Origin of the sequence: Kitasatospora sp. NPDC059827 (assembly GCF_042731675.1) — a bacterium.
Classification (GTDB): Bacteria; Actinomycetota; Actinomycetes; order Streptomycetales; family Streptomycetaceae; genus Kitasatospora.
In genome coordinates this window covers 1-13,809 of record NZ_JBHWIV010000038.1, presented here as the reverse complement: position 1 = coordinate 13,809, position 13,809 = coordinate 1, and the positions used below count along the sequence as shown (strand labels likewise).

The window sequence follows — 13,809 nt, the reverse complement described above, 5'->3', positions numbered from 1 at the left end:
CTCGTGGGTCTGCGGTTCTCGTGGCTCTGCGGTTCTTGTGGCTCTGCGGTTCTCGTGGGCCTGCGGATGTCGGACGGGCGATGCGTGCGCGTCGGTCAGGCGAGGAGCCCGGCCAGCCACCGCTGCCAGGCGGCTTCGGCCCCGTCCGTCGCGGGCCCGAAGAGGTGGTGGAACATCAGCACCGTCCCCGCGCCGTGGTGGAAGGTGTAGAGCCCGTCGGCGGTACGGAGTTCGAAGCGTTCGTCGTCCGCCCAGACCACCTCCCCGTCCAGTGCGGCCGGTCCGGCCAGTCCGGCCGGTTCGGCGTGGGCCCGGGCACCCACGGTGACCGGGAGCGGCAGTGACAGGGCGTCGGCGAGCAGGCCGCGGACCTCCGGGTCCGGGCGTCCGCCTCCGGGCGCGGCGGCGAAGACCGGGGTGCCGGTGCGGCCGGGGAAGTGGGTGAGGTACTCGCGGAGCGTGTGCAGGTGGAACGGCCAGCCGCGGCGCAGCGCGTCGTACTCGTCCTGCCAGTCGTCGCCGAGCAGGCCGCTGTGGACGATGCGGAGCACGGTGCTGCCGCCGTCCCGGCCCTCGATCAGGTACTCGAAGGCCATGAACCGGCCGTCCTCGGCGGTGGCCGTGCGGGTGGCCAGGCGCTTGCCGGGCTCGTGGGCGGTGACCACCGCCTCCGTGCGGTGGCCGCCGATCTCCATGCCGGCGGTTCCGCCCTCGCGCGGATCGAGTTCGTTGCGGCCCATGAACCAGGAGTCGAGGCCCGGTCCGGTGGCGATGGCCTCCCAGACCTGTTCCGGGCTCGCTGGGAGGGTCGTCTCCAGTTCGATCTCGAAGGGGTGGGTCATGTCCGGTTCTCCTGGTCGGCCTCGGGCTGCGGTCGGTTGTCCGCGGGTTGCGGTCGGTCGTCCTCGGGTTGCGCTGCCGAGGGGATCTGGTGGAGTCCGACGACCACCCGGTGGCTGCGGCCCCCGGGGGCGGACTCGTCGTGGTAGCGGCTGACCAGGGTGGCCACGGCCAGGGACAGTTCCTCGGCGAAGGCCGTCCGGTCGGCGGCGGAGGCGAACCGCACCTGGGCGTCGATGCCGAAGGAGGCGACCCGCCGCCCGGCCCGGGAGGCGCCGGTGAGCAGGGCCCCGACCTCCTGCACCAGCCGGGAGCCCAGGGCGAGCAGCCAGCGGGCGGAGAGCTGGTCGGGGGAGCGGGAGGGGTCGGGGCTCACGGCGGCCAGGACGCTGGGGGAGATCACGTAGGAGGCGGCGGTGGCGCGGTACACCCGTTCGGTGACGTTGCCCTTGCGTCGTTCCTCGGCGAGTTCGACGAGTCCGTGCCGTTCCAGTTCTTTCAGGTGGTAGTTGACCTTCTGCCGGGGCAGTTCCAGCCGGGTGGCCAGCATGGCGGCCGAGCCGGGCTCGGCGAGGGCGGCGAGGATCCGGGACCGGATCGGGTCCAGGGAGGCCTCGGCCGCGGCGGGTTCTTCGATGACGGCTACGTCCAGCACCCCTCCAGCATCCGACCGACAAAAAAATTTGTCAAGGAAAAAAGGGTTGTCGGTCACCTGAAAGAGCCAAGGGGGCTCCGGCATTCGGCGCATCCGACACGGAGCGTGATGGATGGGGGTGGTGAGGTGGACTTGAATCTTTGCGAACGGATGTTCGATCCTGGGGCTGTGCCCGTTTTCGAACCTTTTTTCGAATCCACCGTCGAGCAGCCCGCACGCCCCGTGCTGCGGCCGGTGGCGCTCCCGGCTGCCGTGCCCGCGTCCGAGGACGGGCGGACGGACGGGTTGACGGACGGGTTGACGGACGGGCGGACGGACGGGTCGACGGCTGGGCAGGCGGCCGGGCGCGGACTGGTGCCAGTGGTGCCCGCCCTGCGCGAGGTGCTGCCGGACGGCGGACTGCGGCGCGGGACGGCGGTGTCGGTGGCGGGCGGGGAGGCCGGACTGCTGCTCGCGCTGGCCGCCGGGGTCCGGGAGACCGGGGGCGGCTGGGCGGCCGCGGTCGGGCTGCCGGAGCTGGGTCTCGCCGCCGCCGAGGGGTACGGGCTGGACCTGCGCCGCCTGCTGGTCGCCGACGACCCGGGGCGGCACTGGCCCGAGGTGGTGTCGGTGCTGGCCGGCGCGGTCGAACTGATCATGCTGCGCCCGGACGGGCCGGTGCCCCCGAAGCTGGCCGCCCGTCTGGCCGCCGTGCTGCGGCGCACCGGCTGCGTGCTGCTGGTGGCCGGGCCGTGGCCGGGGGCGGTGCTGCGGCTGGGGGTGCGGTCCGGGCGCTGGTTCGGGCTGGGGGACGGCTACGGGCAGCTCGCCGGGCGGCAGGTGGAGGTGGTGGCCGAGGGGCGCGGTTCGGCGGTGCGCGGCCGGACGGCCCGGCTCTGGCTGCCGGACGAGCACGGCGCGGTGCGCCCGGTCCGGGAGCAGCCGCAGCCCCTCGCCGTTCCCCCGGGCCCCGCAGCCGTCCCCGCCGTTCCCGCCGTCGTGCCTGTGGTCGTTCCTGCCGTCCCCGCCGCCGTACCCGCCGTACCCGCCGTGCCCGCGGCGGCCCCGCTCGTGGCGGCGGTGGTGTGACATGCCGACGACGCCCGACGGCGACCGGACCCCCAGGGTCCTGGTGGTCTGGTGCCCGGACTGGCCGGTGGTGGCCGTCACCGGTGACGACCCGGTGGCCGTGACCGAGGCCGGCCGGATCCTCGCCTGCTCCGCGGGCGCCCGGGCCGCCGGGGTACGGCAGGGGCAGCGGCTCAAGCTGGCCCAGCGGCTCTGCCCGGAACTGGAGCTGCGCGACCGCGACCCGGAGGCGGAGACCCGCCGCTTCGAGCCGGTGGTCGCGGCGGTGGAGGCGTTCACGCCCCGGGTGGAGGTGATCCGCCCGGGTCTGTGCGCCATTCCGGTGAAGGGGCCGGGCCGCTACTTCGGCGGCGAGGAGGCGCTCGCGGCCCTGGTCGGCGCGGCGGTGGCGGACGCCCTCGGGCGACCGCCCGTCCCGGATGCCGTCCCCGGCGCGGTGGCAGTGCCCGCCACGCCAGGCCCGCCCGACCCGCCCGCCACCCCAGGCCCGCCCGCCGCACCGGCTTCCGGACCCACCGCCGCACCGGCCACCGAACCCGCCACCGAACCCGCCGCTCCGACCGCCCCCCGCGCCCGGATCGGCGTCGCCGACGGCCTGTTCGCCGCTGTGCTCGCCGCCCGCGCCGGGGTGCTGGTGCCCGCCGGTCGTACGGCGGAGTTCCTCGCCCCCTACCCGGTGGCCACGCTGGGTGACGAGACGCTGGCCGAGCTGCTGGGGCGGCTCGGCCTGCCCACCGTCGGGGCCTTCGCCGCGCTGCCGCCCGAGGCGGTCGCGGACCGCTTCGGCCCGACCGGGACGGTCGCGCACCGGCTGGCCCGCGGCCTGCAGCCGCGCCCGCTGGTGCCGCGCGGCGAGGAACCGGACCTCGCCGTCGAGCAGCGCTTCGACCCGCCGGAGCCGTCGACCGAGCCGCTGGTGTTCGTCGCCCGCACGCTGGCCGAGCAGCTGCACCGGCGGCTGGCCGGAGCCGGGCTGACCTGCCGTCGGGTGGCGGTCGAGGTGGCCTGCGCGGACGGCCGGACGGTCTCCCGGCTGTGGCGGCACGAGGGCCGGCTGTCCGCGACGGCCCTGGCCGAACGGGTCCGCTGGCAGCTCCAGGCCTGGCAGGGCATGGGCACCTTCACCAGCGGCCCCAGCAGCCCCAGCGACCCCGGCAGCCCCGGCAGCCCCGGGGCCGAGGAGGGCTTCGCCCTGCTCCGCCTCGCCCCCGACGGCCTCTCCCCGGACCAGGGCCGCCAGCTCGCCCTGTGGGGCCAGGCCGTCGCGGACGACCGGGTGGAGCGCGCGGTGGCCCGGGTGCAGGCGGTGCTCGGGCACGCCGGGTTGCGCCGGATCGAGCCGGCCGGTGGGCGTGGTCCGGGCGAGCAGCAGGTCCGGGTGCCGTGGGGCGAGCCGTACGAGGCGGCGGCCGCGGCGGACGCGCCCTGGCCGGGGCGGCTGGCGGAGCGGTCGGCGGACCTCTGGCCGGCCGTGGTGCTGCGCGAGCCGGCGCCGGTCCGGGTGCTGGACGAGGCCGGCCGACCGGTCACGGTGGACGGCCGGGCGGGGGTGTCGGGCCGCCCGGCCCTGGTCGTGGCCCGGGGCCGCGAGGAGCGGGTGGCGGCCTGGACCGGGCCCTGGCCGGCGGTCGAGTACTGGTGGGACCAGTCGCTCGCCCGCCGCCGGGCGCGGTTCCAGGTGGTGGTGGACGGCGGCCGGGCGCTGCTGCTCACCGTGGAGGGGGGTGCGTGGTACCTGGAGGCCGGCTACGACTAGCGGCCCGAAGGCCCGCGGCAGGGGGGCAGGACCAGTACGAGAACGACGAAGGCAACCCCGATGGGCTTCACCAGCCACCCCACCGTCCCCTGGAGCGAACTGCACCGCCGGCTGACCGGCGCCGCGCCGGACCGCACGGTCGTCCCGCTGCGCCGCCCCACCGAGGAAGCCCCCACCTCGGAGACCTCCACCGAAGAGACCCTCACCGAAGAGACCCCCACCGAGGAAGCTCCCACCGAACCCCCCACCGAACCCTGGGCCGAACTGCACGTCCACTCCGCCTTCAGCTTCCTGGACGGCGCCAGCGACCCGGAGGACCTGGTCGCCGAGGCGGCCCGGCTGGGCGTGGAGACCCTGGCGATCACCGACCACGACGGCCTGTACGGAGCGGTCCGGCTCGCCGAGGCGGCCCGGGGGACGGGCGTGGCCACCGCCTTCGGTGCCGAGCTGACGATCCGTCACGGTGCGAAGGGCGCGGGTGCCGAGGACGTCGAGCATCTGCTCGTCCTGGCCCGTGACCCGGCCGGCTACCGCCGTCTCTCCGCCGCGATCGCCGCCGCCCAACTGGCCGGCGGCGCCAAGGGCCGTCCGGCGTACGACTTCGCCGCGCTCGCCGGGGCGCACGACGGCCACTGGGCGGTGCTCACCGGCTGCCGCCTCGGCCGGGTCCCGGCGGCCCTCGCGACCGGCGGGGCGGAGCAGCGACTGCGCACCCTCACCGAGGCGTTCGGCCGCGAGAACGTGTACGTCGAGCTGATCGACCAGTGGTTGCCCGGCGACGACCGGCGCAACGACGCCCTCGCCGCGCTCGCCGGAGAGCTGCGGCTGCCCGTCGTCGCCTCCACCAACGCCCACCACGCCGGCCCCGCCCAGGGCCGGCTCGCCCAGAGCCTGGCCGCCCTGCACGGGCGCCGCACGCTCCAGGAGGCGGCCGGCTGGACGAGGGCCTCCGGCACCGCGCACCTGCGCTCGGGCCGGGAGATGGCCGCCCGGCTGGCCCGCTTCCCCGGCGTGCGGCGGGCCACCGCCGAACTCGGCCGGGCCTGCGCCTTCGACTTCGCCAAGCTGGACCCGGAACTGCCCGGCTACCCCGTCCCCGAGGGGGAGACCGAGATCGGCCACCTGCGCGCCCTGGTCGCGGCCGGCGGCCCGGCCCGCTTCGGCCCCGGCAACGCCGCCGCCCGCCGTCAGCTCGCCAAGGAGCTGAACGTGATCGAGGACCTCGACCTGGCCGGCTACTTCCTGATCGTCCACGACATCGTGGACTTCTGCCGGAGCCAGGACATCTGGTGCCAGGGCCGCGGCTCGGCCGCCAACTCGGCGGTCTGCTACGCCCTCGGGATCACCGCCGTCGACCCGATCCACTACAAGCTGCTGTTCGAGCGCTTCCTGTCCACCGCCCGGGACGGCCCGCCCGACATCGACCTGGACATCGAGAACCGCCGCCGCGAGGAGGTCATCCAGTACGTCTACCGCCGCTACGGGCGCGAGCACGCCGCCCAGGTCGCCAACGTGATCACCTACCGCCCCCGGCTGGCGATCCGCGACGCCGCCCGGGTGCTCGGCTACCCGCAGGGGCAGGTGGACGCCTTCAGCCGGCAGACCGACTTCCGTTCCGCCCCCGGCGCGGACGCCGTCATCCCCGCCGACGTGCTCTCGCTCGCCGCCCAACTCCACGGCCTGCCGCGCCACCTGGGCATCCACTCGGGCGGCATGGTGCTCACCAGGGAGCCGATCGGGGAGATCTGCCCGACCGAGTGGGCCCGGATGCCCGGGCGCTCCGTCCTCCAGTGGGACAAGGAGTCCACCGCGGGCGCCGGGCTGGTGAAGATCGACCTGCTCGGCCTCGGCATGCTCGCCGCGCTGCACGACGCCTGCGACCTGATCGCGCTCCACCACGGCCTGCGCTACGACCTGGCCGGCATCCCGGGCGACGACGAGGGCGTGTACGCGATGCTGCGCCGTGCCGACACCGTGGGCGTGTTCCAGGTCGAGTCCCGGGCGCAGATGGCCACCCTGCCCCGGCTCAAGCCGGACCACTTCTACGACCTGGTGGTCGAGGTCGCGCTGATCCGCCCCGGCCCGATCCAGGGCGGCTCCGTCCACCCGTACCTGCGCCGCCGCGCCGGGGCGGAGCCGCCCGGCTGCCCGCACCCGCTGATGGAGAACGCCCTCGGCAAGACCCTCGGGGTGCCGCTGTTCCAGGAGCAGATGATGCAACTCGCCATCGACTGCGCGGGGTTCACGCCCGCCGAGGCCGACCGGCTGCGCCAGGCGATGGGCGCCAAGCGCTCGCACGAGCGGGTCGCCCGGCTGCGCGACCGGCTGCTCACCGGGATGGCCGAGCGCGGCATCCCGGCCGAGGTCGCCGAGGACGTCTACGGCAAGATCGAGGCCTTCTCCAACTACGGCTTCCCGGAGTCGCACGCGATCAGCTTCGCCTACCTGGTGTACGCCAGCGCCTGGCTCAAGCACCACTTCCCGGCGGCCTTCACCTGCGCCCTGCTGGCCAACCAGCCGATGGGCTTCTACTCGCCGCTCAGCCTGGTCGCGGACGTCCGCCGGCACGGCGTACGGGTGCGCGGGGTGGACGTCAACGCCAGCGGGCCGCGCCCCACCCTGGAGCCGTACCGGGGCCCGACCCCCGCGCCGCCGCTGACCGCCGGCCGGCCCCAACCGGCCATCAGGCTCGGCCTGGAGACGGTGCGCGGCATCGGCACCCCGCAGGCCGAGCTGATCGCGGCCGGGCAGCCGTACGCCGACCTGGAGGACTTCGCCCGCCGCACCGGCCTGCCCGCGCCCGCCCTGGAGGCGCTGGCGACGGCCGGGGCCTTCGACTGCTTCGGCCTGACGAGACGTCAGGCGCTGTGGGCGGCGGGCGCGTTCGCGGGGATCTCGGCCGAACTGCTCCCCGGCACCACGCCCGGTACCGAGGCGCCGGAACTGCCCGGGATGAGCCCGGTCGAGGAGACCATCGCCGACCTGTGGGCCACCGGCACCTCCGCCACCAGCCACCCGCTCCAGCACCTGCGCGCCCACCTGGACCGCGGCGGCGCGCTCAGCGCCGCCCAACTCCCGGACGTGCCACCGGGAACGGCCGTGGTGGTCGGCGGCCTGGTCACCCACCGCCAGCGCCCGCCGACGGCCGGCGGGGTGCTCTTCCTCAGCCTGGAGGACGAGACCGGCCTGATCAACGTGATCTGCAACCGCCCGGTCTGGGAGTCCCAGCGCCGCACCGCCCTGGACCGGGCCGGCCTCCTGGTGCACGGCCACATCGAACGCGACCGCGGCGCCACCAACCTGATCGCCACCCGCCTCACCCCACTCCGGATCGGCCTCTGAGCCCTTGTGCCACTCGGTCGCGCTCAGTCGGGGTAGCGCACCAGCCCGCTCAGGTCCAGCTCGAAGTCGAACGGCTCAGGAACGCGCATGCTGTCCCCGAACTTCCGGTCGTGCCGCACGTGGTAGCGGTCGTGGTTCGGTTCGGAGAACAGCGTGACGGTGCCCTCCCGCGGATCGATGATCAGGTAGAGCGGGACGCGCATCACCGCGTAGTCGCGGAGCTTGTCCACCCAGTCGTTCCCCGCATTGGACGGCGAGACCACCTCGACCGCGACGAGGGCCTCCTCAGCGGGAGTGGTGTTGCCCTCCCGGGCCAGGGAGGCGATCGGAAGACAGGTCAGATCGGGGGAGCGCTCCTTCGTCATGTCGGGGGTGGTCAGCGCGCTGTTGCCGCTGAACATGTAGCCGTTCGGGGCATGGCGCTCGAACTGCCGCTGGACGAGTCCGAGGTCCAGCTGATGAATGTTGGAAGGGGCTGCCTGCATGATCAGCGTGTCGCCGGACCATTCGACGCGGACGCCGTCGGGGGCCGTGCGCAGCACCTCCTCGACGAAGTCGCGGTACCGCTCGTAGAAGCTCATGGTGCCGCCTCCGGTAAGTGCGTTCGGCCGCCTCGCAGTCTATGCGCGGACCCGCTCCGGGCCGGTCAGGCTCCGGCGCCGGGCTGCCGGCCCTTGCCGGGAGGGCCGGCGAAGGTCTGGGCGATCGGCAGCCAGATGGTGGCGATCGGGCCGGTGGCGGTCAGGGCGAGGTCGTCGCGGTGGCGGCGCTGGGTGACCAGGAGGCAGAAGTCCAGGGCCGGGCCGGTCACCACGTCCATCGCGTCGGTCGGGCCGAAGGCCCAGGAACCCCCGTCGGGTGCGGTCAGTTCGAGTCGCACCGGGCGCTGCGGCGCGGGCAGGCCGTGTGCCGCGAAGGCGAAGCCGAGGGTGCGCAGGCCCAGGTGGGCGATGTGCCGCAGCCGGTCGGTGGGTTCCCGGGTCGTGCCCAGCGCGTCCGCGACGTCCTGGCCGTGCGCCCAGGTCTCCATCAGTCGGGCGGTGGCCATCGAGGCGGGCTTCATCGGCGGGCCGAACCAGGGCAGCCGGACGTCGGCGGGGGCGGCGGCGAGGGCGGCCTGTACCTGCGCCCGCCCGGCCCGCCAGCGGGCGAGCAGGGCGGCGGGTTCGGCGGCCGCACCCTCCCGGGCGCCGTCCTCGACCGGGTCGGCGCCGGCGGCCAGCAGCTGGGTGAAGCGGCCGCCGAGGGAGGCGGTGAAGCCCTCCGGGTCGCGGGTGGCCAGTGCCGTCCAGTCGTCGGTCCAGGCCAGGTGGGCGATCTGGTGCGCGACCGTCCAGCCCTCGGCCGGGGTGGGCGCGGCCCAGTCCGCGGCCGACAGTCCGGCCACCAGCCCGTCCAGGACGGCGCTCTCGGCCCGCAGGTCGGCCAGCAGGCCGGGCAGGACGTGGCCCGGGGCGCCCGGCGTGCCCGGGGTGTCGGGGGTGTCGGGGTCGGTCATCGGTTCTTCCCTCCGCTCGGCGCGGTTGCTACTCGTCGGTAGCCCGCGGCCGCACCCTACGCCCCGACCGGCGCCGACGCCCGCCACTCCACGGAACACGCACGTCAGGACTCTCGCCTCCGGTCGCACCGCGTGTGACAATTCCGCGATGACCAGGGCTGCGGACCCCCTCACTGCCGTGCCGTTCGGCGCCCCCGAGCGCCCCCACCACCCCGAGCGCCCCCACCGCCTTCACCACCCCACCGACTCCGACGACCCCGAACTCGCCGCCCGCGCCGCCGAGCTGGTGCGCCGCGCGGTGCTCGGTGACCTCGCCCGCCGGGTGGTGGCCGAGTGCGGCGCCGATGTCGGGCTGGTCGGCGTGCCCGAGCCGCTGCCCGGCCGCCGCCCCGGCAGCGAGGGCATGGTGCTGCGCCACTGGGCCGGCACCCGGGCGGACCTGCTGCACGACGTGCCCGTCCCGGCCGGCCTCGGCCTCGGCGGCCGGGCGCTCGCCGAGCGCGCGCCCACCTGGGTGCCCGACTACCGTGCGGCCACGACCATTTCGCACCAGTACGACGCGGCCGTGGCCGCCGACGACCTGTACGCGATGCTCACCGTCCCGCTGCTGGACGGCGACACCGTGCACGGCGTGGTGTACGCCTCGCTGCGCACCGTCGTCCCGTTCGGGGACGTCCGGATCTCCGCCGTCGGCCGACTGGCGGCGACGGCCGCCCGGGCGCTCGCCGGGGCGGCGGCCTGGAGCCGTACGAAGCCCGAACCGGTGCCGCCCGCACGGCCGTTGACCCGGCGCGAGCACGAGGTGCTTCGCTGGGCGGCGACCGGCCGGACCAATCCGGAGATCGCCGCCCACCTGGGCCTGACCTGCAACACCGTGACCGGCTACCTCAAGTCCGCTATGCACAAGCTCGGCGTCCGCAACCGGACCGAACTCGCCCTGGCGGCCAGGGAGACCGGACTCGTCAGTTGACCTGGCGCTCCCGCCCGCTCCAGTACGGCTCGCGCAGCCGGAACTTCTGCAGCTTCCCGGTGGCCGTGCGCGGCAGCTCGGCCCGGAACTCCACCGAGGTCGGCGACTTGTAGCCGGCCAGCCGCTGCTTGCAGTGCGCGATCAACTCCGCCTCGGTGACGGCCGCCCGGTCCTCCCGGAGTACCACCAGGGCCTTGACCGTCTCGCCCCACTTCTCGTGCGGCACCCCGATCACCGCGACCTCGGCCACCGCCGGGTGGCCGTACAGGCAGTCCTCCACCTCGATCGAGGAGACGTTCTCCCCGCCGCTGATGATGACGTCCTTCTTCCGGTCCGAGATGGACAGTTGGCCGTCGGTGAGGGTGCCGCCGTCGCCGGTGTGGAACCACTCGTCCCGCAGCGCCTCGGCGCTCGCCTCCGGCTGCTGCCAGTACCCGTCCAGCACGGTGTTGGAGCGCACCAGCACCTCGCCCTGGGCGTCGACCCGCAGCTGGGTGCCGAGCGCGGGCGCGCCGGCCTGCACCAGCTTCTCGGCCCGTTCGGCGGCCGGCAGGGCGTCCCACTCGGCGCGCGAGCGGTTGACGGTGACGATCGGCGCGGTCTCGGTCAGGCCGTAGAGCTGCATGAACTCCCAGCCCAGCTGCTCCTCGACCTGCTGCACCACCGAGGTCGGCGGCGGGGCGCCGGCCACGATCATCCGCACCCTGTCCCGGCCGGGCACCGGGCCGTCCCAGTCGGCGGCCGCGTCCAGCACCATCTGCACCACGGCGGGCGCGCCGGACAGGAAGGTCACCCCGTGCCGCTCGACCCGGCGCAGGATCTCGGCGCCGTCCACCTTGCGCAGCACGATGTGCCGGGCGCCGAGTCCGGTGAGCGAGAACGGCAGGCCCCAGCCGTTGGCGTGGAACATCGGCAGGGTGTGCAGGTACACGTCCCGGTCGTTCGCGCCGTAGTGCAGGCCCATCAGCGTCGCGTTCAGCCACACGTTGCGGTGGGTGAGCTGAACCCCCTTGGGGCGGGCGGTGGTTCCGCTGGTGTAGTTGATGGTCGCGGTGTCGTTCTCGGAGATCGCGTACCGGCGGGGCGCGTGGTCGAAGTCGTACAGCAGCGCGTCACTGTCCGCGCCGAGCACGAACTTGTGCTTGGCCACCACCCCGTGCAGCGCGTCGGCGAGTTCGGGGTCGACCAGCAGCACGGAGGCACCGCTCTGCTCGACGATGTACGCGACCTCCTCGGCCCGCAGCCGGAAGTTGACCGGCACCAGTACCCGGCCGTACCCGCTCACCCCGAAGAAGGCGGTGAGCAGCCGGGCCGAGTTGTGCGAGACGACCGCGACCCGCTCGCCCGGACCGACGCCGAGCCGGTCCAGCCCGGCGGCCTGGGCCCGGGCGAGCTCGGCGATCCGCCGGTAGCTCAGCTCGCCCCAGGATTCGGCCGGTTGCACCGGCTCGTCGACGATGCCGACCCGGTCGCCGTAGACCAGCTCGGCCCGGTCGAGGAAGTCCATCACGGAGAGTGGAATCTGCATGCGCCCACTGTCCTATCCCGCACGCCCGCTGCACACCCCCGATCGGGGGTGTCACCCGTTCGAACCCAGCCGCTCGGCCGCCGTCAGCGCCACCAGCAGCCGGTCCCGGGCCTCGGTCTGGGCGGCGATCCGGCGTTCCAGCGCCGCCAGCCGCTCCCGGACGATCCCCAGCACCCGCTCGGACGGCGGCCGGGCGAGGACGTCCCCGTCCAGGCAGGTGAGCATCGGCCGGAGGTCCTCCATGGTGAGCCCGGCGGCGACCAGGGCGCGGATGTTGCGTACCCGCGGGACCGCCGAATCCCGGTACTCCCGGTAGCCGTTGGCCGCCCGCTCGGAGTCGATCAGCCCGGCCTGCTCGTAGTGCCGCAGCGCCCGGGCCGTACTGCCCGTCCGCCGCGCCAGTTCACCGATCCGCACCGCCGCCCCGCCCGCCCGTCCGTCGGTTCCTCAGGCCACCAGCGCGCCCCCGTCCACGGACAACACTACGCCGGTCACGAACGAGGCCTGCGGCGAGGCGAGTTGGGTGATCGCCCAGGCCACCTCGGCGGGCCGCCCGATCCGGCCCAGCGGGGTGAGCCTCAACTGCCACTCCAGGATCGCCGCCGACAGCTCGGGGCTGAAACCGGAGTGCTCGCCGATCGGGGTGTCGATCGCCCCGGGCGCCACCGCGACCACCCGGATGCCGCGCGGCGCCAGCTCGACCGCCCAGCTGCGGGTGATCGTCTCCAGCGCCGCCTTGCCCGCCGCGTACACCGAGTTGGTCGGCCCGCCGCGCTGTCCGACGGCGGTGCTGACGTTGACCACCACTCCCCGGCTCTCGGCCAGTGCGGGCAGCGCGGCCTGGCCGAGCAGCACCGGGGCGACCAGGTTGGTGGCCAACAGCGTCTCGATGCCGTTCTGGTGGAAGTCGCCGAGGCGCTGGGTGTTCTGCACGATGCCGGCGTTGTTCACCAGTACGTCGAGCCGCCCGTACCGCTCCAGGGCCGTTCCGACGATCCGCTCCGGGGCGTCCGGTCCGGTGACGTCCGAGACCAGCGGCTCGATCAGTCCCGGGTACGCGGCCGCCGCCTCCGCCAGCGGCCCGGGGCGCCGCCCGACCGCCACCACCCGGGCGCCCTCGGCCGCGAAGGCCCGCGCGGTCTCCCGCCCGATGCCCGTCCCGGCCCCGGTGACCACCACGACCCGACCCGTCCCCGCTTCGTTCTGTTCGCTCATGGGAGCACTCTCCGACCCTGCCGCCAGCGTCAAGGTCAAGCCGCAACCGTCGACCGGTGGTCGGCCGTCCGTCAGGAAGATCGTGCAGCGGTTCGAACCCAGGGGGAGAGCACCATGAACCACCACCGACCCGACCCGGCCCTGACCACCTTCCCGACGGCGGACGGCCTGCTGCGGCGTCCCTTCGAGGACGCCGACGCCCCGGCCCTGATCGAGGCCTACCGGGACGGCACGTCACCGTCTGGGCCTTCGAGGTCTTCGCCGCGGACGGCCTGGTCCGGATGGAGCTGCTGCACGAGGGCGACAACGACGCCTCCTGCCGGGTCGCGGAGAAGAGCGGCTACGCGTTCGCGGAGATCGTCCCGGCCTTCCCGCCGTCGTACCCGCTGGACGGGCACCGGCACTGCCGGAAAAGGCTGGACACGTCCGAACGGCACCGGCCAGAGTGAGCCCATGGCTTCTCTGGTACGACATGTGACGATCGACTGCGCGGACCCGTTCGCCCTCGCGGACTTCTGGGCGAAGGTGCTGGACGGCACCCTCGCCGAGGACGACAACCCGGGTGACCCGGAGGCGCTGGTGAAGTCCGCCGGTGCCGACCTGCTGTTCATCCAGGTGCCCGAGGGCAAGACGGTGAAGAACCGGGTCCACCTGGACCTCCAGCCGCAGGACCGCAGCCGTGACGAGGAGGTCGAGCGCCTGCTCGCCCTGGGCGCCACGGTGGTGTCGGACCAGCGCCGCCCGGACGGCACCGGCTGGGTCACCATGGCCGACCCGGAGGGCAACGAACTGTGCGTCGAGCGCAGCCAGGCCGAGCGCATCGCCACCGGCGCGTCCTGAGCCGACCGCCCCCGCCTGAGCCGACCGCCCCGTACCCGGCCCGGGTCACGTACGGGCCGGGTACGGCCCGGGGGTGGTTCCGCGCCCCGTGCGGGAC

The 13,809-nt window shown here is 74.8% G+C and carries 13 protein-coding genes; 6 read left to right on the top strand and 7 right to left on the bottom strand.

Going from position 1 to position 13,809, the window contains the following annotated elements:
- Positions 1–95: 95 nt before the first annotated feature.
- Both ACFV8H_RS23360 and ACFV8H_RS23355 read right to left on the bottom strand, forming a co-directional pair.
- Positions 96–842, bottom strand: coding sequence for an SRPBCC domain-containing protein (locus ACFV8H_RS23360; protein ID WP_380403105.1), 747 nt, complete (start codon positions 840–842; stop codon positions 96–98).
- Positions 839–1,495 carry an ArsR/SmtB family transcription factor gene (locus tag ACFV8H_RS23355; RefSeq protein ID WP_380403103.1) on the bottom strand — a complete coding sequence of 219 codons (657 nt, stop codon included), beginning with the start codon at positions 1,493–1,495 and terminating at the stop codon, positions 839–841. Before ACFV8H_RS23355 ends, ACFV8H_RS23360 begins: the two co-directional genes overlap by 4 nt.
- 168 nt (positions 1,496–1,663) lie before the next feature.
- Here ACFV8H_RS23355 and ACFV8H_RS23350 point away from each other — a divergent pair, with 168 nt between their 5' ends.
- Genes ACFV8H_RS23350 through ACFV8H_RS23340 form a run of 3 tightly spaced genes read left to right on the top strand, consistent with a single transcriptional unit; the run spans position 1,664 to position 7,661 of the window.
- Positions 1,664–2,563: a hypothetical protein gene (locus ACFV8H_RS23350; RefSeq protein ID WP_380403101.1), complete on the top strand. Its 900-nt coding sequence runs from the start codon at positions 1,664–1,666 to the stop codon at positions 2,561–2,563.
- 1 nt (position 2,564) lies between these two features.
- Positions 2,565–4,319 carry a DNA polymerase Y family protein gene (locus ACFV8H_RS23345; protein ID WP_380403098.1) on the top strand — a complete coding sequence of 585 codons (1,755 nt, stop codon included), beginning with the start codon at positions 2,565–2,567 and terminating at the stop codon, positions 4,317–4,319.
- Between the two features lie 60 nt (positions 4,320–4,379).
- Positions 4,380–7,661 (top strand): error-prone DNA polymerase, encoded by a 3,282-nt coding sequence (locus tag ACFV8H_RS23340; protein WP_380403095.1) that lies wholly within the window; start codon positions 4,380–4,382, stop codon positions 7,659–7,661.
- A 23-nt stretch (positions 7,662–7,684) separates the two neighbouring features.
- Here the strand turns inward: ACFV8H_RS23340 and ACFV8H_RS23335 are convergent, their stop codons facing one another.
- Positions 7,685–8,242 carry a Uma2 family endonuclease gene (locus ACFV8H_RS23335; RefSeq protein ID WP_380403092.1) on the bottom strand — a complete coding sequence of 186 codons (558 nt, stop codon included), beginning with the start codon at positions 8,240–8,242 and terminating at the stop codon, positions 7,685–7,687.
- A 65-nt stretch (positions 8,243–8,307) separates the two neighbouring features.
- On the bottom strand, positions 8,308–9,159 hold the full coding sequence (locus tag ACFV8H_RS23330) for a TIGR03084 family metal-binding protein (RefSeq protein WP_380403089.1): 852 nt from the start codon (positions 9,157–9,159) through the stop codon (positions 8,308–8,310).
- A 148-nt stretch (positions 9,160–9,307) separates the two neighbouring features.
- On the opposite strand from ACFV8H_RS23330, the gene ACFV8H_RS23325 reads away from it, so the two are divergent.
- On the top strand, positions 9,308–10,129 hold the full coding sequence (locus ACFV8H_RS23325; protein WP_380403086.1) for a LuxR C-terminal-related transcriptional regulator: 822 nt from the start codon (positions 9,308–9,310) through the stop codon (positions 10,127–10,129).
- On the opposite strand, the gene ACFV8H_RS23320 is transcribed toward ACFV8H_RS23325, so the two are convergent.
- The 3 genes from ACFV8H_RS23320 to ACFV8H_RS23310 are packed head-to-tail and all read right to left on the bottom strand — an operon-like array spanning position 10,122 to position 12,872.
- Positions 10,122–11,657, bottom strand: coding sequence for an AMP-binding protein (locus tag ACFV8H_RS23320; protein WP_380403083.1), 1,536 nt, complete (start codon positions 11,655–11,657; stop codon positions 10,122–10,124). The two genes, ACFV8H_RS23325 and ACFV8H_RS23320, sit on opposite strands and share 8 nt — an antisense overlap.
- 51 nt (positions 11,658–11,708) lie before the next feature.
- The gene (locus tag ACFV8H_RS23315; RefSeq protein ID WP_380403081.1) at positions 11,709–12,074 is read right to left on the bottom strand and encodes a MerR family transcriptional regulator; all 366 of its coding nucleotides are present in this window, start codon (positions 12,072–12,074) and stop codon (positions 11,709–11,711) included.
- 30 nt (positions 12,075–12,104) lie between these two features.
- Entirely contained in the window at positions 12,105–12,872 is a 768-nt protein-coding gene (locus tag ACFV8H_RS23310; protein ID WP_380403079.1) for an SDR family NAD(P)-dependent oxidoreductase, read from the bottom strand.
- A gap of 281 nt (positions 12,873–13,153) precedes the next feature.
- Between ACFV8H_RS23310 and ACFV8H_RS23305 the strand changes: the two genes are divergently transcribed.
- Both ACFV8H_RS23305 and ACFV8H_RS23300 read left to right on the top strand, forming a co-directional pair.
- Positions 13,154–13,321 (top strand): hypothetical protein, encoded by a 168-nt coding sequence (locus ACFV8H_RS23305; protein ID WP_380403076.1) that lies wholly within the window; start codon positions 13,154–13,156, stop codon positions 13,319–13,321.
- A gap of 4 nt (positions 13,322–13,325) precedes the next feature.
- The gene (locus tag ACFV8H_RS23300) at positions 13,326–13,712 is read left to right on the top strand and encodes a VOC family protein (RefSeq protein WP_380403073.1); all 387 of its coding nucleotides are present in this window, start codon (positions 13,326–13,328) and stop codon (positions 13,710–13,712) included.
- Positions 13,713–13,809: the final 97 nt, after the last annotated feature.